This window comes from Bacillus sp. NEAU-Y102 (genome assembly GCF_054788175.1).
The window spans coordinates 366422-392884 of sequence record NZ_JBTWFK010000004.1; the positions used below are offsets into that span (position 1 = coordinate 366422).

General features: G+C 35.4%; 19 protein-coding genes. 15 read left to right on the forward strand and 4 right to left on the reverse strand.

From position 1 onward, the window contains the following. Window positions 1–17: 17 nt before the first annotated feature. A complete protein-coding gene (locus ACYFX0_RS13725; RefSeq protein WP_000633339.1) occupies window positions 18–1478 on the forward strand; it encodes a CoA-acylating methylmalonate-semialdehyde dehydrogenase in 1461 nt (486 codons plus the stop codon). A 71-nt stretch (window positions 1479–1549) separates the two neighbouring features. Here ACYFX0_RS13725 and ACYFX0_RS13730 read toward each other — a convergent pair whose 3' ends face one another. Both ACYFX0_RS13730 and ACYFX0_RS13735 read right to left on the reverse strand, forming a co-directional pair. Continuing rightward, window positions 1550–2182 (reverse strand): LysE family translocator, encoded by a 633-nt coding sequence (locus ACYFX0_RS13730; protein WP_460270746.1) that lies wholly within the window; start codon window positions 2180–2182, stop codon window positions 1550–1552. 251 nt (window positions 2183–2433) lie between these two features. Beyond that, window positions 2434–3489: an enoyl-CoA hydratase/isomerase family protein gene (locus tag ACYFX0_RS13735; protein ID WP_000134894.1), complete on the reverse strand. Its 1056-nt coding sequence runs from the start codon at window positions 3487–3489 to the stop codon at window positions 2434–2436. Between the two features lie 330 nt (window positions 3490–3819). Here ACYFX0_RS13735 and ACYFX0_RS13740 point away from each other — a divergent pair, with 330 nt between their 5' ends. From ACYFX0_RS13740 to ACYFX0_RS13755, 4 genes are all read left to right on the forward strand, one after another. Then, window positions 3820–4077, forward strand: a complete 258-nt coding sequence (locus tag ACYFX0_RS13740) for a hypothetical protein (protein ID WP_001119404.1) — start codon at window positions 3820–3822, stop codon at window positions 4075–4077. A gap of 184 nt (window positions 4078–4261) precedes the next feature. Further along, window positions 4262–4501, forward strand: coding sequence for a DUF2584 family protein (locus ACYFX0_RS13745; protein ID WP_000667344.1), 240 nt, complete (start codon window positions 4262–4264; stop codon window positions 4499–4501). A gap of 15 nt (window positions 4502–4516) precedes the next feature. After that, window positions 4517–5674: an exonuclease SbcCD subunit D gene (locus tag ACYFX0_RS13750; protein ID WP_017763122.1), complete on the forward strand. Its 1158-nt coding sequence runs from the start codon at window positions 4517–4519 to the stop codon at window positions 5672–5674. Continuing rightward, complete coding sequence (locus ACYFX0_RS13755) at window positions 5671–8760, forward strand: AAA family ATPase (RefSeq protein ID WP_460270749.1); 3090 nt, start codon at window positions 5671–5673, stop codon at window positions 8758–8760. The genes ACYFX0_RS13750 and ACYFX0_RS13755 overlap by 4 nt, the downstream gene beginning before the upstream one ends. Window positions 8761–8865: 105 nt before the next feature. Here the strand turns inward: ACYFX0_RS13755 and ACYFX0_RS13760 are convergent, their stop codons facing one another. Then, window positions 8866–9039: a hypothetical protein gene (locus ACYFX0_RS13760; protein WP_001141667.1), complete on the reverse strand. Its 174-nt coding sequence runs from the start codon at window positions 9037–9039 to the stop codon at window positions 8866–8868. 339 nt (window positions 9040–9378) lie between these two features. Here ACYFX0_RS13760 and ACYFX0_RS13765 point away from each other — a divergent pair, with 339 nt between their 5' ends. Next, window positions 9379–9678: an ArsR/SmtB family transcription factor gene (locus ACYFX0_RS13765; protein WP_000214801.1), complete on the forward strand. Its 300-nt coding sequence runs from the start codon at window positions 9379–9381 to the stop codon at window positions 9676–9678. Between the two features lie 58 nt (window positions 9679–9736). Here ACYFX0_RS13765 and ACYFX0_RS13770 read toward each other — a convergent pair whose 3' ends face one another. After that, on the reverse strand, window positions 9737–9922 hold the full coding sequence (locus tag ACYFX0_RS13770) for a YkvS family protein (RefSeq protein WP_000646793.1): 186 nt from the start codon (window positions 9920–9922) through the stop codon (window positions 9737–9739). A gap of 466 nt (window positions 9923–10388) precedes the next feature. On the opposite strand from ACYFX0_RS13770, the gene ACYFX0_RS13775 reads away from it, so the two are divergent. From ACYFX0_RS13775 to sfp, 9 genes are all read left to right on the forward strand, one after another. Next, a complete protein-coding gene (locus ACYFX0_RS13775; protein WP_000750108.1) occupies window positions 10389–11591 on the forward strand; it encodes an L-lactate MFS transporter in 1203 nt (400 codons plus the stop codon). Window positions 11592–12235: 644 nt separating this feature from the next. Beyond that, complete coding sequence (gene dhbA / locus ACYFX0_RS13780; protein WP_001048419.1) at window positions 12236–13021, forward strand: 2,3-dihydro-2,3-dihydroxybenzoate dehydrogenase; 786 nt, start codon at window positions 12236–12238, stop codon at window positions 13019–13021. A 25-nt stretch (window positions 13022–13046) separates the two neighbouring features. Further along, window positions 13047–14246: an isochorismate synthase DhbC gene (gene dhbC / locus ACYFX0_RS13785; protein WP_001289294.1), complete on the forward strand. Its 1200-nt coding sequence runs from the start codon at window positions 13047–13049 to the stop codon at window positions 14244–14246. Between the two features lie 12 nt (window positions 14247–14258). Continuing rightward, entirely contained in the window at window positions 14259–15875 is a 1617-nt protein-coding gene (locus tag ACYFX0_RS13790; RefSeq protein ID WP_106081164.1) for a (2,3-dihydroxybenzoyl)adenylate synthase, read from the forward strand. 24 nt (window positions 15876–15899) lie between these two features. Further along, the gene (locus tag ACYFX0_RS13795) at window positions 15900–16793 is read left to right on the forward strand and encodes an isochorismatase family protein (protein WP_106081163.1); all 894 of its coding nucleotides are present in this window, start codon (window positions 15900–15902) and stop codon (window positions 16791–16793) included. 33 nt (window positions 16794–16826) lie between these two features. Next, window positions 16827–23984, forward strand: a complete 7158-nt coding sequence (locus tag ACYFX0_RS13800; protein WP_247727932.1) for an amino acid adenylation domain-containing protein — start codon at window positions 16827–16829, stop codon at window positions 23982–23984. Beyond that, a complete protein-coding gene (locus tag ACYFX0_RS13805; protein WP_000184057.1) occupies window positions 23981–24205 on the forward strand; it encodes an MbtH family protein in 225 nt (74 codons plus the stop codon). Before ACYFX0_RS13800 ends, ACYFX0_RS13805 begins: the two co-directional genes overlap by 4 nt. Next, window positions 24205–25635 (forward strand): MDR family MFS transporter, encoded by a 1431-nt coding sequence (locus ACYFX0_RS13810; RefSeq protein WP_106081161.1) that lies wholly within the window; start codon window positions 24205–24207, stop codon window positions 25633–25635. Before ACYFX0_RS13805 ends, ACYFX0_RS13810 begins: the two co-directional genes overlap by 1 nt. Window positions 25636–25692: 57 nt before the next feature. Next, window positions 25693–26442 (forward strand): 4'-phosphopantetheinyl transferase Sfp, encoded by a 750-nt coding sequence (sfp, locus tag ACYFX0_RS13815; protein ID WP_000573014.1) that lies wholly within the window; start codon window positions 25693–25695, stop codon window positions 26440–26442. Window positions 26443–26463 lie beyond the last annotated feature (21 nt).

A 26463-nucleotide genomic window follows, 5' to 3' on the forward strand; every position in this document is an offset into this window, starting at 1 on the left:
ACAAAGGAGAGAATACAATGATTACAACTGAAATTAAACGAGTAAAAAATCACATTAACGGTGAGTGGGTTGAATCGACAGGTACGGAAGTAGAAGCAGTTCCAAATCCAGCGACTGGAAAAATTATCGCTTACGTTCCACTATCTCCAAAAGAAGATGTTGAAAAAGCTGTTGAAGCGGCAAAAGCAGCATTCGAAACGTGGTCTAAAGTACCAGTTCCGAATCGTTCAAGAAATTTATATAAATATTTACAGCTATTACAAGAAAACAAAGATGAGCTTGCAAAAATCATTACGCTAGAGAATGGTAAGACGCTAACGGATGCAACAGGTGAAGTACAGCGTGGTATTGAAGCAGTGGAACTTGCAACATCGGCACCTAATTTAATGATGGGTCAAGCGCTGCCGAATATTGCTAGTGGAATTGATGGATCAATTTGGCGCTACCCAATCGGAGTTGTTGCTGGTATTACGCCATTTAACTTCCCAATGATGATTCCGTTATGGATGTTCCCACTTGCAATTGCTTGCGGTAATACATTCGTATTAAAAACATCGGAAAGAACGCCACTTTTAGCGGAGCGACTTGTAGAATTATTCTATGAAGCAGGTTTCCCAAAAGGCGTATTAAATTTAGTACAAGGCGGAAAAGATGTTGTAAATAGCATTTTAGAAAATAAAGATATTCAAGCTGTTTCGTTCGTCGGTTCTGAGCCAGTAGCTCGTTACGTATATGAAACAGGTACGAAACACGGAAAACGTGTACAAGCGTTAGCGGGTGCAAAAAACCATGCGATTGTAATGCCAGATTGCAATCTTGAGAAAACAGTACAAGGTGTAATTGGATCTGCATTTGCAAGTAGTGGAGAGCGCTGCATGGCATGCTCAGTAGTAGCAGTAGTGGATGAAATTGCTGATGAATTCATTGATGTATTAGTAGCAGAAACGAAAAAATTAAAAGTAGGCGATGGCTTTAACGAAGATAACTATGTTGGACCATTAATTCGTGAATCTCATAAAGAGCGTGTTTTAGGCTATATTAATAGTGGTGTAGCAGATGGGGCAACTTTATTAGTAGATGGCCGTAAAATTAATGAAGAAGTTGGAGAAGGTTATTTTGTAGGTGCGACAATCTTTGATGGCGTGAATCAAGAAATGAAAATTTGGCAAGATGAAATTTTTGCTCCAGTATTAAGCATTGTACGTGTTAAAGATTTAGAAGAAGGTATTAAACTAACAAATCAATCTAAATTTGCAAATGGTGCGGTTATTTATACGTCAAATGGTAAACATGCACAAACATTCCGTGATAACATCGATGCTGGTATGATTGGTGTAAATGTAAATGTTCCAGCACCAATGGCATTCTTCGCATTTGCAGGGAATAAAGCTTCATTCTTTGGTGATTTAGGTACAAATGGTACAGATGGCGTTCAATTCTATACACGTAAAAAAGTTGTAACTGAGCGCTGGTTTTAATAAAGAGTAGACTGTCAAATTAGTTGTGAAATGAAAAACACCACTATTAATAGTGGTGTTTTTCGTTTTTATCAATTACTTTTTTCAAAAGCTAGTTTAACACCAAATCCAATTAGGACGATTCCTGTTAGCCCTTGAATATAACGTTGCGTTTTCGGTTTTTTCATAAAAGCACTAATTTTATCAATTAAAAATATATAAAACGCAAACCAAAAGGCGGTTAAAACGAGGTAAGTAAGGCCCATTACAAGAAGTTGAATAAATGTATTATGATTTGGATTTAAAAATTGCGGTAAAAAAGTTAAAAAGAAGACTGCTATCTTAGGATTTAATAAATTCGTTAGAAATCCTTGGCGAAAGCAAGAAGTATGTTTGTTTTCATTATTTAAAGATATATCATTTGTATCTACGCCTTCTTTATTTCTTACTGCTAAAAGGGCTTTAATACCGATATATATTAAATAGAGAGCCCCAACGTACTTGAAAATAGAAAATAAAAGAGCTGACTTTACAATAAGTGCAGAAAGACCAATTACAGCAGCTAAAGTATGAATTAATAGCGCGATACATGTACCGAACACTGTTTTTACTCCACCGACTTTACCGGCAATCAATGTATTTTTCATAGCCATTGCTGTATCTGGACCAGGTAAAATGATAAGACAAATAGACATAATGATGAAAAGAAGATAATTTTCTATCATAGCCGTCCCTCCTTTTTATTTTTAGAATATTTGATTAAAATCAGTGTAGCACAAAAGTGTATTTAATAAAATTAAATTTTATTAAAAATCATTAAATAAAAAGGCTATATAGTAGCTGTAATTACACTACTATATAGCCTCGATTTTATCCCGCTATTTGCGGGTAGTAAGATTTCCACCGCACAAGATTTAGCTGAAGCAAAGAAGTTAGGTGGGGGATGAACAAAACACCCACGCATTACAGTTTCATTTTATGCATTAAGTAAGTTAAAGAAACGATTCACATCTTCTTCTGAAACGTCACTTAACTGTTTATATTTATAATTCGGATTTTGATCTTTATCAACGACAACGGAGCGTACTCCTTCGAAGAAATCTTCATGTCTCATGAAATTTTTAGCAAGTATAAGGTCCGTAGCGAAGCATTCTTCAACGGATTTATCTTGTCCATCAATAAACTGTTTTAAGGTTACTTTTAGTGAAATAGGGGATTTTGATAACAGTGTTTCTTTTGTTTTTAGAGCAAAGGAACTTTCATCTTTCTCCAATGAATGGATGATTTCTTCAATTGTATCGAAAGCAAAATGTGAATTGATTGCTTCTAATGAAGGAGTCAGCTCGCTTTCTAAGTTTGGAGCAGTTGCAAATGTACGAATAACTTCTTTTAAATTAGTATGTACATCATCTTCTTTATGCCAATTTACACTTTCAAGTTCAGTAAGAAACTCTGGTAATGAATCAGATGTCATAAAGTAATCAGCAGCATTAATAAATAATACGTCAGAAGCTTTTAAAATAGATGCTGTTAAAGCAACGAAGCGTCCTGTATATCCAGGTGCTTTATTTAAGAAATATGCAGCTCCGACGTCTGGGAAGAAGCCGATATTCATCTCTGGCATTGCCCATTTCGTACGCTCAGTTACAATGCGATACTTCGCACCATTTGTAAGACCGACACCACCGCCCATTACAATTCCATCTAAACAAGCAATAATCGGTTTTGTATATTGATAAATATATGTATCAATTTCATACTCTTCTTCAAAAAAACGTTCTGCATGTTGCAATGCCACTTCATTGGAACGCGCTTCATAAAGAGTTTTAATGTCGCCGCCTGCACAAAAACCTTTTGTGCCAGCACCTTTTAACACGATAAGTGCAATACGCTCATCGTGTTCCCACTCTTTAAGTTTTTGTCCGATAGGTTGTAACATGTCATAAGATAAAGAATTAAGTGCTTTTGGACGGTTTAAAGTAATTGTTGCAACGCCGTTTTCACTAATAGAAAATAAAACGTGTTCAGTCATAATGCATCCTCCCTTACATATCTTCTTATTCTTAATTCTTGATATGTACTGAAATGTCCTTTATAAATTTTGTCAAAAGTTGACGGTAAATATTAATTTGGTCACCGCATATTTTGACGAGTTATCTTTGCAGGATTTCAGAGACTAAGGGGGAATATTACAACATTACTGTAAGTGTAATTATTTGAAGTTATAATGATAAAAACGCTATTATATAGGTGTGAATTGTTCATTATCAATTCTAAAAAGAGTGTTTGAAGAAAAAATGAATCGTACAATTGTAATAAAAAACTTTACACTGAATTAGAAATAGAGAAAGGAGAAATCGGAATGCCAGGACCTTTACTATTGTCGGTTATTATTTTGTCTTTTTTAATGATAGGAATAACGCAGTATTTTCATCATACAGATACGACAGAAGAAGTGAAGGATAAAGTACGTCTCGTATTTCCGATTTTTATAATATCTATTTCATTCTGTATTTTATTAAATAAAGATGGGTACATTGTCGCAGTGTTCTCATTTTTCGTCGCAATCGTTTTAATTACCGTTTTATATTATGTAATGAAAGACTTTATACAAAAATAAAGATGTCACAATAGACATTTTTATTTTGGGGAAAATATAAAATTTCACATACCGTATTTTATATAAAATACATAAAACATATAACAATAGAAAAGTGTGTACTTTGCTGTGTATGTACTTGTCAATCTTGCATAGCCACTATACTATTAAAATGTAGAGATTATAAAAAGGGGTTGTATCTATCATGAAATTTGAGATGCACACAAAAATTATTTCAAATGAAAAAGAAGTAAGATTACATATTGAAGAAAATATATTTCAATTAATATTGGATGGTTATCACTTATTTACAATTCAAGAAATATTGCCTTTATATAAATCAAATGAAGAAAGAATTGGAAGTGCAACGATATTGAAGCTAGAGTGGGAGAATGGAAAAACTACAATAAACTATCAACTCGTTTCACTAAAATCAGTAAATTAAAAGGAGTAGAAAAATATGAAGTTATTTCATACAGCGGATTGGCATTTAGGTAAGCTTGTTCATGGCGTGTATATGACTGAAGACCAAAAGATTGTATTAGATCAGTTTGTACAGGCGGTTGAAGAAGAAAAACCAGATGCCGTAATTATTGCAGGGGATTTATATGACCGAGCAATTCCACCTACAGAAGCAGTAGACTTATTAAATGATGTGCTGCAAAAAATAGTTATTGAATTACAAACACCAGTTATTGCAGTAGCTGGTAATCATGATAGTCCGGATCGTATCCATTTTGGAAGTGGTTTAATGAAAAAACAGGGATTACATATTGTAGGTCAATTTCAATTCCCGTATGAACCTGTCGTACTAAATGATGAATATGGAGAGGTTCACTTCCATCTAATACCGTATGCAGACCCAAGCATAGTTAGACACGTGTTGAAAAATGAAGACGTACGTTCTCATGATGATGCGATGCGCATTTTTATGAATGAGCTCTCTGAAACGATGGATAAAGAAGCTAGACATGTATTTGTTGGACATGCATTTATAACTTCTTCAGGAGAAGCGGAGGAGAATACAAGTGATGCAGAACGACCACTTTCAATTGGTGGTGCTGAATATGTAAATAGTCATTATTTTGATAAGTTTCATTACACAGCGCTTGGACATTTACATCAAGCGCATTTTGTACGTAATGAGACGATTCGATATTCTGGTTCACCACTTGCCTATTCTATTTCTGAAGAGAAACATAAAAAAGGTTATTACATTGTAGAAATGAATGAAACCGGTGAAGTAGCAATTGAAAAAAGGTTACTTTTACCACGTCGTAAAATGCGAACAGTAGAAGCGAAAATAGATGAATTATTACAGCACCCAGTAAGTGAAGATTACGTATTTGTAAAATTATTAGACGAAAATCCTGTCTTACAGCCAATGGAGAAAATACGATCTGTATATCCAAATGCAATGCACGTTGAAAGAGCGATGCAACGGCGAGAACTCACAGATACAAATGAAGTAACTGTTTCAAGACATAAAACGGATGATTTATCTCTTTTAAAGGCTTTCTATAAAGAAATGAAAGGGTTAGATTTATCAGAAGAGAAAGAACGCCTATTTATAGATGTATTACAAACAGTGCAAGAGCGGGAAGGTGAACGAGGATGAGACCGATTCAGCTTATTATGACAGCATTCGGGCCATATAAACAGAAAGAAGTAATCGATTTTGAAGATCTTGGAGAACATCGTATTTTCGCTATTTCTGGGAATACGGGAGCTGGAAAAACAACGATTTTTGATGCGATTTGTTATGTATTATATGGTGAGGCTAGCGGAGAAGAACGTAGTGATACGAGCATGCTTCGAAGTCAATTTGCTGATGATAATGTTTATACAAGTGTTGAACTAACCTTTCAGTTAAAAGGGAAACGCTATGAAATAAAACGACAACTTGGACATAAAAAACAAGGGAATAAGACTATTACAGGACATGCAGTAGAATTATATGAAGTTATTGATGGAGAAAACGTTCCAGCCGTCGATCGTTTTCATGTAACAGACGTAAACAAAAAAATGGAAGATTTAATTGGGTTAAGTAAACATCAATTTAGCCAAATTGTTATGTTACCCCAAGGGGAATTCCGAAAACTATTAACATCTGAGACGGAAAACAAAGAAGAGATTTTACGTCGTATTTTTAAAACGGATCGTTATAAATTAATGCGTGAGTTACTTGATCAAAAGAGAAAACAATGGAAAGACGTCTTGCAAGAAAAACAAAAAGAGAGAGAGCTCTATTTCCGTAATGTTTTTAAATTACCAATCCGTGATGGAGCATTATTAGAGACATTAGTGGCACAAGAACATGTAAATACGCATCAAGTAGTAGAAGTGTTAGAACAAGAAACAACCGTGTATAAGGCAGAGGTTGAGCAATTACAAGTAGAACAAGATGTTCAAACGAAGCAATTAAAGGATGCAGAAACACGTTTTCATGCAGCAAAATCTGTAAATGAGAAATTTATAGATTTACAACAAAAGAATGAGAAATATAACACTTTACAAGAGAACCGTGCAGCAATTGAAGGGAAAGAAAAATCCTTTAAACGTGCGGAACAAGCAAAACGCTTATTACCATTTGAACAATGGTATGAAGAAGCGATGCAAAATGAGCAGAAAGCTGAAAGTTTGTTAAAACAGATAATCGTCAAACAAGAACAGATAATGAATAGTTTTGAGCTTGCTCAGGAGAAGTATGAAGTAGTAAAGAATAAAGAACTTGAACGAGAAGAGGCTAAAAAACTTGTTCAAAGATTAGAAGAGTTACAAGCGATCATTGAATCATTAGCTGAGAGAAAGCTGAATTTACAAAATGCCGAAATTCAAATAGGGAAATTAAAAGAAAGTATGCAAAAGTTGGATCAACAACTAGAAGAGCATACAAGTCAAAAACAGGGAATGTCTGATGAATTGCAGCAATTAGAACAAGCACTTGAGCAATATGTAGTTAAAGTAGAAGAACTAACCAATATGCGAGAAGATGCAAAAGTTTTAAAGCAAGCATATGATGTTTGGCAAGAAAAACAAAAATTTGAGCAAGAAAAAGAAGCGGCAAATAATAAAATGCAAGTGGCAGTTCGTGCGTATGAAAACATGGAGCGCCGCTGGTTAAGTGAACAAGCTGGTATACTAGCTCTTCATTTACATGATGGTGAATCTTGTCCGGTATGTGGTAGTACGAATCACCCGCAAAAAGCTACAGAGCAAAGTAATGCGATCGATGAAAAAGAGTTAAACGATTTAAGAGATAAGAAGAACATTGCTGAAAAATTAAATGTGCAAGTAGAGGAGAAATGGAATTTCTATCGACTACAATATGAACAAGTGATAGAAGAAGTTGTGAAGCGCGGCTACAACTCGGAAAAATTAGCTGAAACATATAGTGCACTTGTTCAAAAAGGAAAACAATTAGCAGCAGACGTGAATACGTTAAAAGCAAGTGAAGAAACACGTAAGCAGATTGCTGTGAACATGAAAAGCGTAGAAGAAAAAATAGAAGAACTTCAGAAACAAAAACGGGAAGTAGAAACAATGCAGCACCGTACAGAAATGGAGTGCATGCAACTTCGTACGTCATATGAACATGATAAACGAAATATTCCAGAAAACTTACAAACAGTACAAGCTTGGAAAGCACAGTTGGACCAAGCTATGCAGGAACTTAGGTTAATGGAGGACGAATGGAAGAAAGTGCAGGAAGCGTATCAGCATTGGCAAAATGAAAATATACGTATTCAAGCTGAACAGAAAGGTGCTTCTAATCAATTTGAAAGTGCAAAATTGAAGAAAGAAGAAACTTTCGCACGCTTTATGAAAGAGCTAGAACAAAGCGGGTTTACAGATCAATTCACGTATAAAGAAGCCAAATTAAGCGATGCCCAGATGGAGATGTTACAAAAAGAAATTCAAGGTTATTATTCATCTCTCGAAGTGCTTGCAAAACAAATTGAAGAGTTAAACTCAGAATTAAAAGATAAAGAGTATATGGATATTACATCTTTAGGTGAACACATAAAAGAACTAGAAATTAATCTCGATATAATTAAAGAAAAACGTCAACGTGCGCAAAATGCGGTAACATATATTTCTGATTTACATGAAAATATTAGACGTATTGACGAACAAATTCACGATGAAGAGAAAGCCTTCCAAGAACTTGTTGATCTATATGAAGTAATGAAAGGTGATAACGAAAGTCGTATATCATTTGAACGTTACATCCTAATTGAGTATTTAGAACAAATTGTTCAAATCGCAAACGAACGACTACGTAAATTATCAAATGGACAATTTTATTTAAAACGAAGTGAGCGAGTTGAAAAGAGAAACCGTCAAAGTGGATTAGGATTAGATGTGTACGATGCATACACTGGTCAAACACGTGATGTAAAAACATTATCTGGCGGAGAGAAATTTAACGCATCACTTTGCTTAGCGCTAGGAATGGCAGATGTAATTCAAGCATATGAAGGTGGTATTTCCATCGAAACAATGTTCATCGATGAAGGGTTCGGTTCATTAGATGAAGAATCATTAACGAAAGCAGTAGATGCCTTAATTGACTTACAAAAATCAGGCCGATTTATCGGTGTCATTTCACACGTACAAGAGCTGAAAAACGCAATGCCGGCTGTATTAGAAGTAACGAAGCAGAAGGATGGGTGTAGTCAGACTAGGTTTGTGGTGAAGTAAGCCTAGAAAATGGAGTAGGGAACCTACCGATACTTTTAGTGTCATATGTATGAATAATAAAACGTCGTCTCTTCATTGGAGACGACGTTTTATTTTATAAAATATCTATGAATTATCTGTAGAAGGCGGCGTATTCTCTAAACGATTATAAGTTTTAAAGGCTGAAATTGCCGAGATAACTCCGCCTACTAAAAATAAAGCGGATCCTCCAACTAAGATGATACGACTGACATATGTTTCCCGTGCTTCTTCGACTTCTTCTTGTAACGCTGTAGGCATATGAATTCCCCTTTATAAAAGTTGTTTTATAAATAGTATATACAAACGCCTAAAATGTGTTAAAATAACTGATGATTTTATGCAGTGGGTAATTAGATGAGTAGGATGCGAGTGGCTAAATAAATCTTCATCACAAATTTATGCGAACTTCACATAGAGCACATATTAACATTGTATTATGTATATGTACCAAATAAATAAATAAATAAAGTGAATGTAAGTTCTGTTTTCAAAAATTTAAAATCCTTTTATTTCTATATGAAAGTTTTAATCAAGGGTTTTAAAAAATTTGGAAATAGATCTTATGAATATGGAATTCATATAAAAGGGGAATGTCTTATGACAACATATACGAGTGAAATGAGAAAAACTTTAGTTTCAGAAGAAGATGTAGATATTTTAAAAATTATGGCGCATCCAATCCGCCTGCAAATTGTAAATGAATTAAGTACGAGAAAAACTTGTAATGTAACACAATTAACAGAGTTACTGAATATTCCGCAATCTACTGTTTCACAACATTTATCAAAAATGAAGGGTAAAGTGTTACGAGCAGAGAGAAGAGGTTTAGAAATTTATTATCATATTAACAATTTAAAAGCGAGTAAGATTGTTAATGTTTTAGGGTATATAAACTAGTGAAATATTTTTATATAAAATGGCCCCTGCTGTTGAGCAGGGGCTATTTTGTGTTGTTTTATGTATTTGTATTTAAAACTTTATAGTTTTTATGATTTACAATTGTTCGATCAAATTCAAAAGTACCACCGCTTACATTTGTAATTTCAACTAAGACCGATTCAGTATAAAGTTTTAGTACAGATCCTGTAATCTTTAAATTGTTTCGTTGAAAAAGTATAGTATCCCCTACGTTTGCTTTCATAGTACCTCCTTAAAGACAGAAATATTTTTTATTATATATATTAAACCACGGATAGATATATTAGTGAATATTTAGTTTTATTTATTGGAAAAAAATTTGTGATTTTATAAAAAATAAGGTACATCGAAGTATAAAAATTTTTTCTACTTGTAAAGGGAAATTTTAATTTAGCAATTGTATAACATGAGACATAATTTTTATAAAAGAAGATGATAAAACAGTTGTAAGTTGTATTGAAGCTAAACATTATAAAAGCTACTTATGTATTTAATCAGTAGTTTTTTGTATTTCGTCCTTCGTTTTCTGTAACTGATTCCATGTTTTTGACGCTCTATCTTGTAAGTGCTTACATAGGCGGAAACATCTTATACAATGAAGGTGTTAAATCAAAAGAGGTGACCAAAATGAACATAAAAAAAGTAAATTTAGCGAATAGCATTGAAATAGAAAGAGGAGGCGGAAAGGTATGAAAAAATCAACTGTTAATCCATGGTTTGTTGTTCTTGGCACAGTTATAGTACAGATGGGGCTTGGAACGATATATACATGGAGTTTATTCAATCAGCCTTTAGTTAGTAAATATGGTTGGAGTCTTAACGCTGTTGCGATAACTTTCTCAATTACTAGTCTTTCTTTAGCATTTTCAACTTTATTTGCGAGTAAATTGCAAGAAAAATGGGGACTTCGTAAACTTATTATGATAGCTGGATTAGCATTAGGACTAGGATTAATACTTAGTTCACAAGCGTCCTCATTAATATTGCTTTATGTACTAGCAGGAGTTGTTGTAGGTTATGCAGATGGTACAGCATATATCACTTCACTATCAAATTTAATAAAGTGGTTTCCGGAGCGTAAAGGTTTAATTGCTGGTATTTCTGTCTCTGCATATGGTTCAGGTAGCTTAATTTTTAAATATGTTAACGCACAGTTGATTGAATCAGTTGGTGTATCGCAAGCATTTATATACTGGGGTTTAATTGTTACAGCTATGATTGTAATTGGCGCTTGTTTAATCCATCAAGCCGCAGATCAAGGAGCAGTTCATGAAACAAAAACTAAGGAATACACAACGAAAGAAATGTTAGGCACAAAACAAGTATACTTATTATTTATAATGTTATTTACATCATGTATGAGTGGCTTATACTTAATTGGTATGGTAAAAGACATTGGTGTTCAACTTGTGGGACTTAGCGCAGCAACAGCAGCTAATGCGGTGGCTATGGTTGCAATCTTTAATACATTAGGTCGTATTATTTTAGGACCGTTATCGGATAAAATTGGTCGTTTAAAAATCGTTACTGGTACTTTTGTTGTTATGGCGAGTTCAGTTTTAGTTCTAAGTTTTGTAGATTTAAATTATGGTATTTACTTCGTATGTGTAGCAAGTGTAGCGTTTTGCTTTGGTGGAAATATCACTATTTTCCCAGCTATTGTTGGTGATTTCTTCGGTATGAAAAACCATAGTAAGAACTATGGAATTGTGTATCAAGGATTTGGATTTGGGGCGCTTGCAGGTTCCTTTATCGGTGCACTTCTGGGTGGATTCAAACCAACGTTCATGGTGATTGGTGTATTATGTGTCGTGTCATTCATTATCGCAATTTTAATTCAAGCACCTAAACATAAAAAAGAACAAGAAGAAGAGTATCGCAGCGTAGCATAAGTATATAAATCTTCTATAACACTATGATTACGAAAAAGCATCCTATTCTATTAATTAGGATGCTTTTTTTATGAGTTATTTTAACAAGGTTAAATTACTTTTTGGATTTTTATAGATGTAAAAGTGAGTGAAGTACTTATTTGGATTATATTGGAATATAATAAATTAATACATCGCATTCAAAATATATATTAAATCTTAAATAATAAAGAAGACATTCATTAGTATTTGCAAGATTTGTTTTCAGAAAAATATTGAGAAAATATATACTTGAGTTTTTCATAAAGCGTTGTAAATGAACGTAGCTCTAGTTTATCTTCTTCAATTTTAAAAAGAGGAGTTTGAATTTTATTTATAATATAAGTACTTTTAATGCGTTTACATATGATTTTATTAAGAAACATTAAAATACTTTATCTGAAAAATAAAAAAAGATTGACAAGTTTATTGAGAAACATTATCATTTCGGTGTAAGATAGTAAATGAAAAACATTATCAATAAAATAGATTTTAAAGTAATGCGCACTTGACCAATTAGTTTAGTAAGTGTATTATTTTTTACAACGCTGATGATAATGAAAATCAATATCATTATTATTAGTGTTACTTAATGAAATTAATGTTTATGTGAAAGGATAGAGAAAATGAACTTAGGGGAATTTGATGGGAAAACAGTTTTAGTAACAGGTGCAGCACAAGGCATAGGCAGTGTCGTTGCCGAAATGTTTTTAGAAAGAGGAGCCACAGTTATTGCGGTTGATCAAAATGAAGAGGGGTTAAATGTACTCTTAAATCAAAATGAATTAAATAAAACACGTATGAAAACGTTTCGTTTAGATGTGAGTGATAGCACTGCTGTTGAAGACATTGTAAATCATATTGCAAATGAAATAGCGCCAATAGATATTTTAGTAAACGTTGCAGGGGTTTTACGTATGGGAGCAATTCATTCGTTAAGTGATGAAGATTGGAATAAAACATTCTCTGTAAATACTACAGGGGTTTTCAATATGTCCCGAGCGGTAAGTAAAAATATGATGTTAAGAAAATCAGGGGCAATTGTTACAGTCGGTTCAAATGCGGCAAATACGCCGAGAATGGAGATGGCTGCGTATGCTGCGTCAAAGGCTGCAACAACGATGTTTATGAAGTGTTTAGGATTAGAGCTTGCAGCATACAATATACGCTGCAACTTAGTTTCTCCAGGTTCTACTGAAACTGAGATGCAAAGATTACTATGGGCTGATGAGAATGGAGCTAAAAATATAATTGCTGGTTCTCAAAATACATATAGACTCGGAATTCCATTACAAAAAATTGCACAACCTTCAGAAGTTGCTGAAGCAGTGTTATTTTTAGCTTCAGATAGAGCAAGTCATATTACAATGCACAATTTATGTGTCGATGGCGGTGCTACGTTAGGAGTTTAATAAAAATTCAGGAGGTTATTATATTATGAGTGAACATACAGCTGTAAAGGAATTGTCAGAAAAACTTTTAGAAGATTATAAGACTGAATCTTCGTTCTTTTTTGCTTCACCAACTCGAACGATATTAGCAGAAGGAGAGTTTACTACAGTAAAGCATCGTGAAATTGAAAGTTTCCCAGAGCTTGTGCAAGCGACATTAAGTAATGCGAAACAAGCTGGAAATCCAAATCCTATTGTTATGGGTGCTTTGCCATTTGATCGTAGAAAAGAAGTCCAACTTATCGTACCAGAATATAGTAGAATTTCTGAGCGTTTACAATTGGATACAACCAATCAGCTTGAAACAAATGAGAACGTAACATTTGAAATGACGCCAGTACCAGAACCTGAAGTTTATATGAATGGTGTGAAGCAAGGAATTAAAAAAATACAGGACGGTGATTTGAAGAAAATCGTTCTATCTAGATCGTTAGATGTTAAATCTTCCGAAAAGATTGATAAGCAAAAACTTTTGCGAGAATTAGCAGAGCATAATAAGCATGGTTATACATTTGCTGTAAATTTACCGAAAGATGAAAAAGAGAACAGTAAGACGCTAATTGGAGCAAGCCCTGAATTACTTGTTTCACGTAATGGTATGCAAGTTATTTCTAACCCGTTAGCTGGTTCAAGGCCACGTAGTGAGGACCCAGTAGAAGATAAAAGAAGAGCAGAGGAATTACTTTCTTCGCCAAAAGATTTACATGAACATGCGGTAGTAGTTGAAGCGGTTGCCGCTGCACTTCGTCCGTATTGTCATACATTACATGTTCCAGAAAAGCCATCAGTTATTCATAGTGAAGCGATGTGGCATTTGTCTACAGAAGTGAAAGGTGAACTTAAGGATCCAAATACTTCTTCTTTACAATTAGCAATTGCCCTTCATCCTACGCCAGCAGTTTGCGGAACTCCGATGGAAAAAGCAAGAGAGGCTATACAGCATATTGAGCCATTTGACCGCGAGTTCTTTACAGGAATGCTAGGATGGAGCGATTTAAATGGAGATGGAGAATGGATTGTTACAATTCGTTGTGCTGAAGTACAAGAAAATACACTTCGTTTATATGCAGGAGCTGGAGTTGTTGCTGAGTCAAAACCAGAAGATGAGTTAGCAGAAACATCAGCTAAGTTCCAAACAATGCTAAAAGCTTTAGGGTTAAGAGATAGTTCACTTAATGAAAAATAGGGGGAAGAAAGAATGCTAGTAGGTTATACAGAATGGCCAAAAGAATTTGCCGATCGTTACCGAGAAGCAGGATGTTGGCTTGGTGAAACATTTGGAGGAGTGTTAAGAGAGCGGGCTGAGAAATATGGAGATCGAATCGCGGTTGTAAGTGGTAAGAAGCATATAACATATAGTGAACTTAATAAAAAGGTAGATCGTTTAGCAGCAGGTTTACTGAATTTAGGAATAAAGAAAGAGGACAGAGTTGTAATCCAGTTACCTAACATTATCGAGTTTTTCGAAATATGTTTTGCACTATTTCGAATTGGAGCGCTTCCTGTCTTTGCACTACCTTCACATCGAAGCAGTGAAATTAGTTATTTTTGTGAGTTTGGCGAGGCGAGCGCTTACGTTATTTCAGATAAGGCTCTCGGTTTTGATTATCGAAAATTAGCAAGAGAAGTGAAAGAGAAAGTGCCAACTTTACAACATGTAATTGTAGTGGGAGAAGAGGAAGAGTTTGTGAACATAAATGATCTGTATATGGATCCCGTCTCATTACCAGAAGTTCAGCCAAGTGATGTTGCATTTCTCCAATTATCAGGAGGCACAACAGGTCTTTCTAAATTAATTCCTAGAACACATGATGACTATATTTATAGTTTACGTGTTAGCGCTGAAATTTGTAATTTGAATGCAGAAAGCGTCTATATGACAGTTCTTCCAGTAGCACACAATTATCCAATGAGTTCTCCAGGAACATTTGGAACTTTCTATGCGGGTGGAAAAGTGGTATTGGCAACTGGTGGTAGCCCAGATGAGGCATTTGCTCTTATCGAAGAAGAAAAAGTTACAATTACAGCGCTCGTTCCGCCATTAGCAATGATTTGGCTTGATGCTGCATCTTCTCGTAATGCCGATTTATCGAGCCTAGAGGTTATTCAAGTAGGTGGTGCTAAGTTTAGTGCTGAGGTTGCAAAACGTATACGCCCTACATTTGGATGTACGTTACAGCAAGTATTCGGTATGGCGGAAGGATTAGTGAACTATACAAGATTAGACGATCCGGAAGAAATTATTATTCATACACAAGGTAGACCAATGTCTGCACACGATGAAGTACGAGTTGTTGATGAAAATGACAACGATGTAAAACCTGGCGAAGTAGGTAGTTTATTAACACGAGGTCCATATACAATTCGTGGTTACTATAAAGCCGAAGAGCATAATGCACGATCATTTACAAAGGATGGATTTTATCGCACAGGAGATCTTGTAAAAGTAAATGAACAAGGATACATCATTGTAGAAGGAAGAGATAAAGATCAAATTAACCGTGGTGGTGAGAAAGTTGCTGCGGAAGAAGTTGAAAATCATCTATTAGCACACGATGCGGTTCATGACGTAGCAATTGTATCTATGCCTGACGATTATTTAGGTGAACGCACCTGTGCTTTTGTTATAGCTCGCGGGCAAGTTCCAACTGTAAGTGAATTAAAAATGTTTTTAAGAGAACGTGGTATAGCGGCTTATAAAATTCCAGATCGAATTGAATTTATTGAATCATTCCCGCAAACAGGAGTCGGAAAAGTCAGCAAAAAAGAACTACGTAAAGTCATTGCTGAAAAACTTATTACAGTAAAACAATAATAAAAACCGGAAGGAAGTGATTAGATGGCTATCCCATCTATTTCAGTATATAAAATGCCAATTGAATCAGAACTACCAAAAAATAAAGTGAATTGGACACCAGATCCGAAACGTGCAGTACTTTTAATTCATGACATGCAAGAATATTTTCTTGATGCATATAGCGATAAAGAATCACCAAAAGTAGAACTTATTTCAAATATTAAAATGATAAGAGAAAAATGTAAGGAACGTGGTATACCAGTTGTTTATACAGCACAACCTGGTGGGCAAACGTTAGAACAACGAGGTTTATTACAAGACTTTTGGGGTGACGGTATTCCTGCTGGACCGGATAAAAAGAAAATTGTTGATGAACTTACTCCTGATGAAGATGATATATTCCTAACAAAATGGAGATATAGTGCATTTAAAAAGACAAATCTATTAGAAATTTTAAATGAACAAGGAAGAGATCAACTTATTATTTGCGGTATTTATGCGCATATTGGCTGTCTTTTAACAGCTTGTGAAGCATTTATGGATGGTATAGAGCCCTTCTTTGTAGCAGATGCAGTTGCTGATTTTTCACTAGAGCATCATAAACAAGCATTGGAGTATGCATCTAATAGATGTGCAGTAACGACATCAACAAACCTACTGTTAAACGATTTGCAAAGTGTAAAAGGTGATGAGAGTGAAGGAATCACTATACAGGAAGTGCATGAACTAGTTGCACAACTACTTCGTGAGCCAATAGAAAGTATTGATTTTGATGAGGACTTATTAAATAGAGGACTTGATTCGGTCAGAATTATGAGTTTAGTAGAGAAGTGGCGTCGTGAAGGGAAAGAAATCACTTTTGCAGATTTAGCAGAACATCCAACTGTTGCAGGTTGGTACAGTTTACTATCTTCACAAACAGCACAGGTGCTGTAACAAATAGACTACATAATAAAGGGGTAGTAAAGAATGCCTAACAGTCAAAAGATTCGTCATTCGTTATCATCTGCGCAGTCTGGTATGTGGTTTGCGCAACAATTAGATCCGCTTAACCCAATTTATAATACTGGGGAATATGTAGAAATAAACGGAAATATTCATCAAGAAATTTTCGAATTAGCTGTACGTAAAGTTGTAATAGAAGCAGAAGCACTTCATGTTCGCTTCGAAGAGGATGAAATTGGCCCATGGCAAGTTATTGAAGAATCACAGTTTTATATGCATTTTATTGACGTTCGTAAAGAAGAAAACCCTGAAGAAGCTGCTAAAGTATGGATGAAAAATGATTTATCTATGCCCGTCGATTTGAAAAAAGATATTTTATTTACGGAAGCACTTATTCAAGTTGAAAATAATCGTTTCTTTTGGTATCAGCGCATCCATCACATTGTGATGGATGGCTATGGATTTTCACTTCTTAGCCAAAAGGTAGCGAATGAGTATACATCACTTATAGAAGAAACAAACAAGAATGAAAAGCCATTTGGTTCTCTTACAAAAGTTGTACAAGAAGATATTGAGTATCGTGAGTCTAAACAATTTCAGGAAGATCGTACTTTTTGGTTAGAAAAGTTTGCTGATGAACCAGAAGTTGTAAGCTTGGCAGAACGAGCACCGAGAACATCAAATGGATTTTCACGAGAAACAGCTTATTTATCTAGTTCTAGCACGAAAACTTTACTAGAAGATATCAATATTTCGTTAACAAGTTGGCCGGAATTCATTGTCGCTGTAACAAGTATTTATATGCATAAATTAACAGGTGAAAATGATATTGTTTTAGGTTTACCGATGATGGGGCGTCTAGGTTCTGTATCTATTCATACACCAAGTATGGTAATGAATTTAGTACCACTGCGTCTCACTGTAACTCCAAATATAACTCTTGCGGAATTATTGCAGCAAGTTTCTAAAGAAATCCGAGATGTACGTCGTCATCATAAATACCGTCACGAGGAATTAAGAAGAGACTTAAAGTTACTAGGTGAAAATCAAAGGTTGTTTGGACCGTTAGTGAATGTTATGCCTTTTGATTACGGGCTTAATTTTGCTGGAAATCGTGGTATTACGCATAACTTATCAGCAGGACCTGTAGATGATTTATCGATAAATGTATATAAACGTTTTGATCAAAATGAGCTAATGATTCATTTTGATGCGAATCCCGAAGTATATAATGGCGCGGAGCTAGCATTGCATAAAGAAAGATTTATGAATCTATTTGAATTAGTAATAAAGAATTATGAGAAAAACGAGTCGATTGGAAAAATAAATATTACTCTGCCTGAAGAAAATCATAAGGTTTTATTGGAATGGAACAAAACGAAGGAAGATGATGAGTTAATCAGTCTACCTATATCATTTGAAAAACAAGTGCAAAAAAATCCAAATAAACTAGCGATTACTTGTGACGGTATAAACCTTACGTATAAAGAGCTAAATGAACGAGCGAATGAACTAGCACATTATTTAGTAGAAGAAGGAATACGACCAAATCAGTTTGTAGCTTTAGTATTCCCTAGATCAATAGAAATGGTAGTTAGTATGCTAGCAGTCTTAAAGGCTGGTGCAGCATATTTACCAATAGATCCAGAATACCCAGCAGAAAGAGTTAATTATATAGTAGATGATGCAAAACCAGTTTGTATCATAACACATTCATCTGTTTCATCTAAGTTAGTTATAGAAAATGGTATGAAAAAAATTGTATTAGATGGCGAAGAAACGAAACTAGCGTTACATACATATTCTCGTATGAATATAGCATGTAAGAATGATGTATTACTTTTAAACCCAGCCTATACAATATATACTTCAGGCTCAACAGGAAACCCAAAAGGTGTAATTGTTCCTATGAGAGGTTTAAGTAACTTTTTAATGGCTATGCAACAAAAGTTTTCGTTAAATGAAAATGATCATTTATTAGCAGTTACAACTTTTGCGTTTGATATTTCTGCTCTAGAAATTTATTTACCTCTTATTAGTGGTGCAAGTTTAACAATTGCGCAAAAAGAAGACATACAAGAGCCTTCTGCATTAACGACACTTTTACAAGAAGAAAGAGTGACCATTATGCAGGCTACACCGACGCTTTGGCAGGCGTTAGTAACTGATTATCCAGAGAAGCTACAAGGGCTAAACATACTTGTTGGTGGTGAAGCTCTTCCAGCGCATTTAGCAAATAAATTAAAAGAATTAGGTTGCTCAATAACTAATTTATATGGACCAACTGAAACGACGATTTGGTCTACTTTCATGAACATTGATGAAAGTGAAAAGGGTATACCTCCTATTGGAAAGCCAATTTCCAATACAGAAGTGTATGTATTGGATGCAGGGTTACAACCAGTTCCACCTGGAGTTATTGGTGAATTATATATTGCAGGGGAAGGACTTGCAAGCGGATATTTAGGAAAACCTGAGTTAACAGCTGAACGGTTTGTTGCAAATCCTTATGGAGAATCAGGGAAGCGCATGTACCGTACAGGAGATCTTGTGAAATGGCGTAGTGATGGTGCGTTAGAGTACATTAGTCGCGCAGATCATCAAATTAAAATTCGTGGATTCCGAATTGAATTAGCTGAAATTGAAACGGTATTACAACGACATGAAAATATTCAACAAGCGGTAGTAATGGTACGAGAAGATCGTCCAAATGATAAACGCATCATTGCATATATCATTGCAGAAGAAAAGGAACCGATTAATCTTTCAGAAATTCGTTCTTATGTTTCAGAAAGTTTAGCGAATTATATGATACCATCGGCATTTGTTGTGCTAGAAGAATTACCATTAACGCCAAATGGTAAGGTTGACAGAAAGAAATTACCTGCGCCTAATTTTAATGGAATGAACAATGAGAGGGTTGCTAGAAATCCGAAAGAAGAAATATTATGTGATTTATTTGCAGAAGTACTTGGTGTTTCTCGAATTAGTATTGATGATAATTTCTTTGAAATGGGTGGACATTCCCTTCTTGCATCTCGTTTAATGGCAAGAATTCGTGAAACGTTAAGTGTGGAATTAGGTATCGGGAAACTATTTGAATCACCAACTGTTGCCGAACTGGCGAAACAATTAAACCATGCAAAAAGTGCAAGACCAGCTATTCAGAAAGCAAGTAGGCCAAATGAAGTTCCACTTTCATTTGCACAGCGCAGGTTATGGTTCTTAAATTGTTTAGAAGGTCCAAGTCCTACTTATAATATTCCGCTAGTCATTCGTATGAATGGAATATTGAATGAGGAAGCATTACAAGGTGCTTTTTATGATGTAGTTGCGAAACATGAAACACTTAGAACAATTTTCCCTAACGTATTAGGTAGTTCCTATCAGAAAATTTTAGATATGGAAAACTTAAATCTAGAAATGATTATAACAAAAACATGTAAAGATGAATTAGAAAGTGTACTTTCAGAGGCGGTAAGATATAGTTTTAACCTCGATATTGAGCCGGCAGTTCGTTTGCAACTTTTTACAGTGAGTGAAAACGAACATGTATTATTAATTTTATTACATCATATTGTAGGTGATGGCTGGTCATTACAGCCGTTAACGAGAGATTTTACAGCGGCGTATAAAGCACGATGTCAAGGTGACAGAGTTCAGCTGGAGACACTTCCAGTTCAATACGCAGATTATGCACTTTGGCAACAACAATTGCTAGGTGATGAAACGACACCAGAGAGTCTTATTTCAACACAATTAGATTTTTGGAAAGAAGAACTTAAAGGTTTACCAGATCAAATGGAGTTACCTACAGATTTCCAGCGTCCAATTGAGACGAGTTACCGCGGGGAAACAATTCATTTTCATATAGATGAAGGTATGCATAGTAGGTTAGTAGAGCTTGCACGTAAAAATGGAGTTAGTTTGTTTATGGTGTTACAAGCAGGGCTTAGTGCACTATTTACAAGATTAGGTGCAGGCACTGATATACCAATTGGAAGTCCCATTGCTGGAAGAAATGATGATGTACTTTCAGATATTGTTGGTTTATTTGTAAATACATTAGTGTTACGTACAAATACTTCAGGAGATCCAAGTTTTAAAGAATTATTAAATAGAGTGAAGCAGGTAAATCTTGCAGCTTATGAAAATCAAGATGTTCCATTTGAAAGGCTTGTTGAAGTGTTAAATCCAGTACGTACTCGAAACAGCCACCCGTTGTTTCAGGTTATGTTAGCTTTTCAAAATACACCAGAAGCAACGTTTAATGTACCAGGTTTAGAAGCGAGCCTTGAAATTCAAAGCGTCGGTTCTGCAAAATTTGATTTAACATTTGAAATTAGTGAGAGTAACGGGGATGATGGTACTCCGAACGGTTTACATGGATTACTAGAGTTTAGTACCGATTTATATAAACGTGAAACGGTTCAAAAACTAATAGAACGATTCATTTTGTTATTAGATGATGCGGCGACAAATCCGGATCAATCCATTGGCAGATTAGAAATATTAACTTTAGCAGAGAAAAATACAGTATTAGAAAAGTGGAATGGTGGTTTTCAAATTGCACCAGAAATGACATTGCCACAATTATTTGAAAAACAGTCTCATATAAATCCAAATTCTATTGCTGTTGTCTTTGAAGATAAGAAATTAACTTATGAAGAGTTAAATAGAAAAGCAAATAAAATAGCTCGATTCCTAATAGCAAAAGGGATTGGTCCTGATCAACTCGTTGCTTTAGCGATGCCAAGATCATTAAACATGGTGGTAAGCTTATTAGCTGTTCTTAAAGCGGGTGCTGGATACCTTCCGTTAGATCCAGATTACCCAGCAGATCGTATTTCATTTATGCTACACGATGCGAAACCATCATGTGTTTTAACGAATTCAGAAGTGGAAATTGAATGTGACGAGGCACTAAAAGTTTTAGTTGATGATGTGAAAGTAATAGCAGAAGTTGAGAAATATAGTGAAGACAATATTGATGAAGTGGAACGAATTAAGCCATTATCTCCATCACATATTGCTTACGTTATTTATACATCAGGCTCAACGGGTAGACCGAAAGGCGTTATGATACCTCATCAAAATGTAGTAAGACTTTTAGGGGCAACTGATCATTGGTTCCAGTTTGACGGAAACGATGTTTGGACGATGTTCCATTCATACGCTTTTGATTTCTCGGTTTGGGAAATTTGGGGACCTTTATTATACGGAGGGCGTTTAGTTGTAGTGCCACATACTGTAAGTCGCTCGCCGAAAGAATTTTTACAGCTTCTTGTTAAAGAAAAGGTTACGGTTTTAAATCAAACTCCATCAGCGTTCTATCAATTGATGCAAGCAGATCGTGAAAATGAAGAGATTGGCCAAAAATTATCTTTACGATATGTTGTTTTTGGAGGAGAAGCACTTGAGCTAAGTCGCTTAGAAGATTGGTATAGTCGACATCCTCATAATGCACCAAAGCTTATTAATATGTACGGTATTACGGAGACGACAGTGCATGTTAGTTATATTGAATTAGATGAAACTATCGTCTCTTTACGAGCAAATAGTTTAATTGGGTGCAGTATACCTGACCTTAAAGTGTATGTGTTAGACAACTATTTACAACCAGTGCCACCTGGAGTAGTTGGAGAAATGTATGTTGCAGGTGCAGGGCTTGCGCGTGGATATTTAGGAAGAGCAGGATTAACGGCTGAACGCTTTATCGCAGATCCATTTGGCAAGCCAGGTACAAGAATGTATCGTACAGGAGACTTAGCTCGCTGGCGTAAAGATGGGACGCTAGATTATATAGGACGTGCAGATCATCAAATAAAAATTCGTGGATTCCGAATTGAATTAGGAGAAATAGAAGCAGTCATAATGAAGCACCCTAAAGTTGAGCAAGTAGCCGTTATTGTACGGGAAGATCAACCAGGGGATAAACGGTTAGTTTCTTATATCGTCGCATCAAATGATGAAGAGATTGATACGAATGAAATGCGTCAGTTTGCTAGTGGTAGTTTACCAGATTATATGGTTCCATACGCTTTTGTAGTAGTAAATGAGTTACCTTTAACTCCAAACGGTAAATTAGATAGAAAGGCATTGCCAGCTCCAGAATTTATCGCATCATCTTCTAGTCGTGGTCCAAGAACACCGCAAGAAGAAATGTTATGTGACTTGTTTACAGAAGTGCTAAGTGTACCTCAAATTGGAATTGATGACGGATTTTTTGACCTTGGTGGGCATTCACTCCTTGCAGTACAGCTTATGAGCCGCATTAAAGAGGCGCTTGGAGTGGAACTAAACATTGGCACTTTATTTGCAGCACCGACTGTTGCAGGGTTAGCTGAAAGACTTGAGATGGGGAATGGTCAAAGTGCACTTGATGTGTTGCTTTCATTACGAGCAAGCGGGGATCAATTACCACTATTTTGTGTACATCCAGCAGGTGGATTAAGTTGGTGCTATGCAGGACTTATGAAATCTTTAGGAACAGATTATCCAATCTATGGTGTACAAGCACGTGGTATTGCTAAAAATGAAGAACTTCCAAAAACTTTAGAGGAGATGGCGGCGGATTACTTGAAACACGTTCGTGAAGTACAGCCTCATGGACCATATCGTTTACTAGGCTGGTCGCTTGGAGGAAATGTTGTGCATGCAATGGCGGCGCAACTACAAAATGAAGGGGAAGAAGTAGAATTACTCGTTATGCTTGATTCTTATCCTGGACACTTCTTACCGAATACGGAAGCGCCTACTGAAGAGGAAGCGTTAATAGCATTACTTGCTTTAGGCGGATATGACCCAGATAACATGGATGGTAAACCACTTACAATGGAAAGTGCAGTTGAAATCCTTCGTAAAGATGGAAGTGCATTAGCAAGTCTTGAAGAAGAGACTATATTGAATTTGAAAGAAACATATGTAAATTCAGTAGGGTTGTTAGGGAAGTATGTACCGAAAGTTTATAACGGAGATATCTTATTCTTTAGATCTACTATTATACCAGATTGGTTTGATCCTATTTCTCCAAATACGTGGCTAAATTATTTAGACGGGCAAATTGTGCAGCACGATATTGATTGTAGACATAAAGATCTATGTCAGCCAGGTCCACTCACGGAAATTGGACAAGTATTAGCGAAATATTTGCAGAATAAGAAAGGGGTAAGTAGAGTATGACGAATCCATTTGAAAATGATAATTACACATATAAAGTATTAATAAATGAGGAGGGCCAGTATTCTCTCTGGCCTGCTTTTCTCGATGTACCTATTGGCTGGAATGTCGTATATGAAGAAGCTAGTAGGCAGAGCTGCTTAGAATATGTTGAATATAACTGGAAAGATTTGAATCCGAAAAGTAATCAAGTTCGCGAAAAAACATTAGCAGGAAAACGATAATGAAAGCAAAACTAAATCCAAAAGTAGTTGTAAGTATCGTGTATATAACTGCGATGTTTATGGCTGCGATGGACGCAACGATTGTAAATGTAGCACTGCAAACGATAAGTAGAGAACTACAAGTACCTGCATCTGCAATGGGGACGGTTAATGTTGGGTATTTAGTTAGTTTAGCTGTTTTCCTTCCAATTTCTGGTTGGTTAGGAGATCGTTTTGGGACGAAAAGAGTATTTTTAATTGCTCTTTTCGTATTTACAATCGCTTCTGCTTTATGCGGAATGGCTAACGATATTACTTCATTGAATATTTTTCGTATCATTCAAGGTGCTGGTGGAGGGCTTTTAACACCGGTCGGAATGGCGATGTTATTTCGAACATTTTCACCAAAGGAAAGACCGAAGATTTCCCGGTTCATTGTACTTCCAATTGCTGTAGCGCCAGCAGTTGGGCCTATCATCGGTGGTTTCTTTGTAGATCAAATGTCTTGGCGTTGGGCATTTTATATTAATGTACCGTTTGGAATCGTTGCATTGCTATTTGGACTTCTATTTTTAGCAGAGCATGTTGAAAAATCAGCTGGTCGCTTTGATTCTCTTGGCTTTATTTTATCAGCACCAGGATTTGCGATGCTTATATATGCACTCAGCCAGGGACCATCAAAAGGGTGGATTTCTCCAGAAATTATGAGTACCGGGGTAGCTGGGCTTGGATTCATTGCGTTGTTTATAATCGTAGAACTGAAAGTAAAGCAACCGATGTTAGATTTACGCTTATTAAAAGAACCAGTATTTAGAAAGATGAGCATTATATCATTATTTTCATCAGCTGGTTTATTAGGAATGTTATTTGTTTTTCCACTTATGTATCAAAATGTGATAGGAGTTTCCGCGCTAGAATCAGGACTTACGACATTTCCAGAGGCGATTGGATTAATAATTTCTTCACAAATTGTGCCATGGTCATATAAGAAATTAGGAGCTCGAAAGGTAATTTCTATTGGATTAATATGTACGGCGGTTATATTTGTTTTATTGAGTTTTGTAAATCACCATACGAATCCGTGGCAAATCCGGGCATTATTGTTTGGCATTGGTATTTTCTTAGGTCAATCTGTCGGTGCGGTTCAATTTTCTGCCTTTAACAATATCACGCCGCCTTCTATGGGGAGAGCGACTACTATATTCAATGTGCAAAATCGATTAGGTTCAGCAATAGGAGTAGCTGTTTTAGCTAGTATACTAGCTGGTTTTGGAAGTAATAACGTTCAATCCGATTTTTTACCATATCAAGCAGCATTAATTGGATCAGCAATATTTTTGCTTATAGCACTACTATTTTCTTTACGTATTTCCGATAAAGAGGTAATGTCAAAGAAGAAAGAAAAAACATTATCAGTATCAGAAAAAGAGAAAGTACTTGTCAATGAATAACAATATACGTATGCTTTTTTATGAAAATTGATATTCGTTGAATAAAGGAGAGTTTACATGATAGAAAGTAAAGTTGTAGATTCTATTCCAACTTTGAATGAGAATGATTGTCAAATATGGTGGGCAAGAATTTCAGATTTACAATCATGGCATTACAATTTACTAAATAATATAGAGCGAGAGAAAGCAAATTCGTATCATCATTCGGCAGATCGAGCTCGTTTTATAATAGGTTGCGTAATTAGTAGATTAGTTCTCGGCAAGATACTTTCTATGTCACCAGTCCAAGTACCAATTGATCGAATGTGTTCCGTATGTAAATTGCAGCATGGAAGACCACAATTACCAGAAGGTATGCCGCAATTATCTGTTTCGCATTCAGGTGAGTGGGTTGTCGTTGCATTTACAAAATCTGCACCTGTTGGCATAGATGTAGAACAAATGAATCCAAATGTAGATGTTATGAAAATGGCAGAAGGTGTATTAACAGACATTGAAATAGCACAAGTTATGAAACTGCCAAATGAACAGAAAATAGAAGGTTTTTTAACATATTGGACTCGAAAAGAAGCGGTGTTGAAAGCGACAGGTGAAGGACTAATGATTCCACCAGTACATATTACAGTATCAGCTCCAAATAATCCTCCAAGATTGTTAGTTTTTAAGGATAAGCAAGAGTTGGCAAATAATACAATGATGGAAGATGTAAGGCCTAGTTTAGATTATATGGCTTCTGTTGCAATATTCAGTAAGGAAGTGACTGAAATTACGCAATTAGACGCGGTAGCACTTTTAAATCTTAAATAAAAAATTATAGAAGAGGTGTTC

What these genes read in the sequence shown, in the direction of transcription:
- ACYFX0_RS13725 (WP_000633339.1), top strand. Translation starts at nt 18, where the DNA reads ATGATTACAACTGAAATTAAACGAGTAAAAAATCACATTAACGGTGAG.
- ACYFX0_RS13730 (WP_460270746.1), bottom strand. Translation starts at nt 2,182, where the DNA reads ATGATAGAAAATTATCTTCTTTTCATCATTATGTCTATTTGTCTTATC.
- ACYFX0_RS13735 (WP_000134894.1), bottom strand. Translation starts at nt 3,489, where the DNA reads ATGACTGAACACGTTTTATTTTCTATTAGTGAAAACGGCGTTGCAACA.
- ACYFX0_RS13740 (WP_001119404.1), top strand. Translation starts at nt 3,820, where the DNA reads ATGCCAGGACCTTTACTATTGTCGGTTATTATTTTGTCTTTTTTAATG.
- ACYFX0_RS13745 (WP_000667344.1), top strand. Translation starts at nt 4,262, where the DNA reads ATGAAATTTGAGATGCACACAAAAATTATTTCAAATGAAAAAGAAGTA.
- ACYFX0_RS13750 (WP_017763122.1), top strand. Translation starts at nt 4,517, where the DNA reads ATGAAGTTATTTCATACAGCGGATTGGCATTTAGGTAAGCTTGTTCAT.
- ACYFX0_RS13755 (WP_460270749.1), top strand. Translation starts at nt 5,671, where the DNA reads ATGAGACCGATTCAGCTTATTATGACAGCATTCGGGCCATATAAACAG.
- ACYFX0_RS13760 (WP_001141667.1), bottom strand. Translation starts at nt 9,039, where the DNA reads ATGCCTACAGCGTTACAAGAAGAAGTCGAAGAAGCACGGGAAACATAT.
- ACYFX0_RS13765 (WP_000214801.1), top strand. Translation starts at nt 9,379, where the DNA reads ATGACAACATATACGAGTGAAATGAGAAAAACTTTAGTTTCAGAAGAA.
- ACYFX0_RS13770 (WP_000646793.1), bottom strand. Translation starts at nt 9,922, where the DNA reads ATGAAAGCAAACGTAGGGGATACTATACTTTTTCAACGAAACAATTTA.
- ACYFX0_RS13775 (WP_000750108.1), top strand. Translation starts at nt 10,389, where the DNA reads ATGAAAAAATCAACTGTTAATCCATGGTTTGTTGTTCTTGGCACAGTT.
- dhbA (WP_001048419.1), top strand. Translation starts at nt 12,236, where the DNA reads ATGAACTTAGGGGAATTTGATGGGAAAACAGTTTTAGTAACAGGTGCA.
- dhbC (WP_001289294.1), top strand. Translation starts at nt 13,047, where the DNA reads ATGAGTGAACATACAGCTGTAAAGGAATTGTCAGAAAAACTTTTAGAA.
- ACYFX0_RS13790 (WP_106081164.1), top strand. Translation starts at nt 14,259, where the DNA reads ATGCTAGTAGGTTATACAGAATGGCCAAAAGAATTTGCCGATCGTTAC.
- ACYFX0_RS13795 (WP_106081163.1), top strand. Translation starts at nt 15,900, where the DNA reads ATGGCTATCCCATCTATTTCAGTATATAAAATGCCAATTGAATCAGAA.
- ACYFX0_RS13800 (WP_247727932.1), top strand. Translation starts at nt 16,827, where the DNA reads ATGCCTAACAGTCAAAAGATTCGTCATTCGTTATCATCTGCGCAGTCT.
- ACYFX0_RS13805 (WP_000184057.1), top strand. Translation starts at nt 23,981, where the DNA reads ATGACGAATCCATTTGAAAATGATAATTACACATATAAAGTATTAATA.
- ACYFX0_RS13810 (WP_106081161.1), top strand. Translation starts at nt 24,205, where the DNA reads ATGAAAGCAAAACTAAATCCAAAAGTAGTTGTAAGTATCGTGTATATA.
- sfp (WP_000573014.1), top strand. Translation starts at nt 25,693, where the DNA reads ATGATAGAAAGTAAAGTTGTAGATTCTATTCCAACTTTGAATGAGAAT.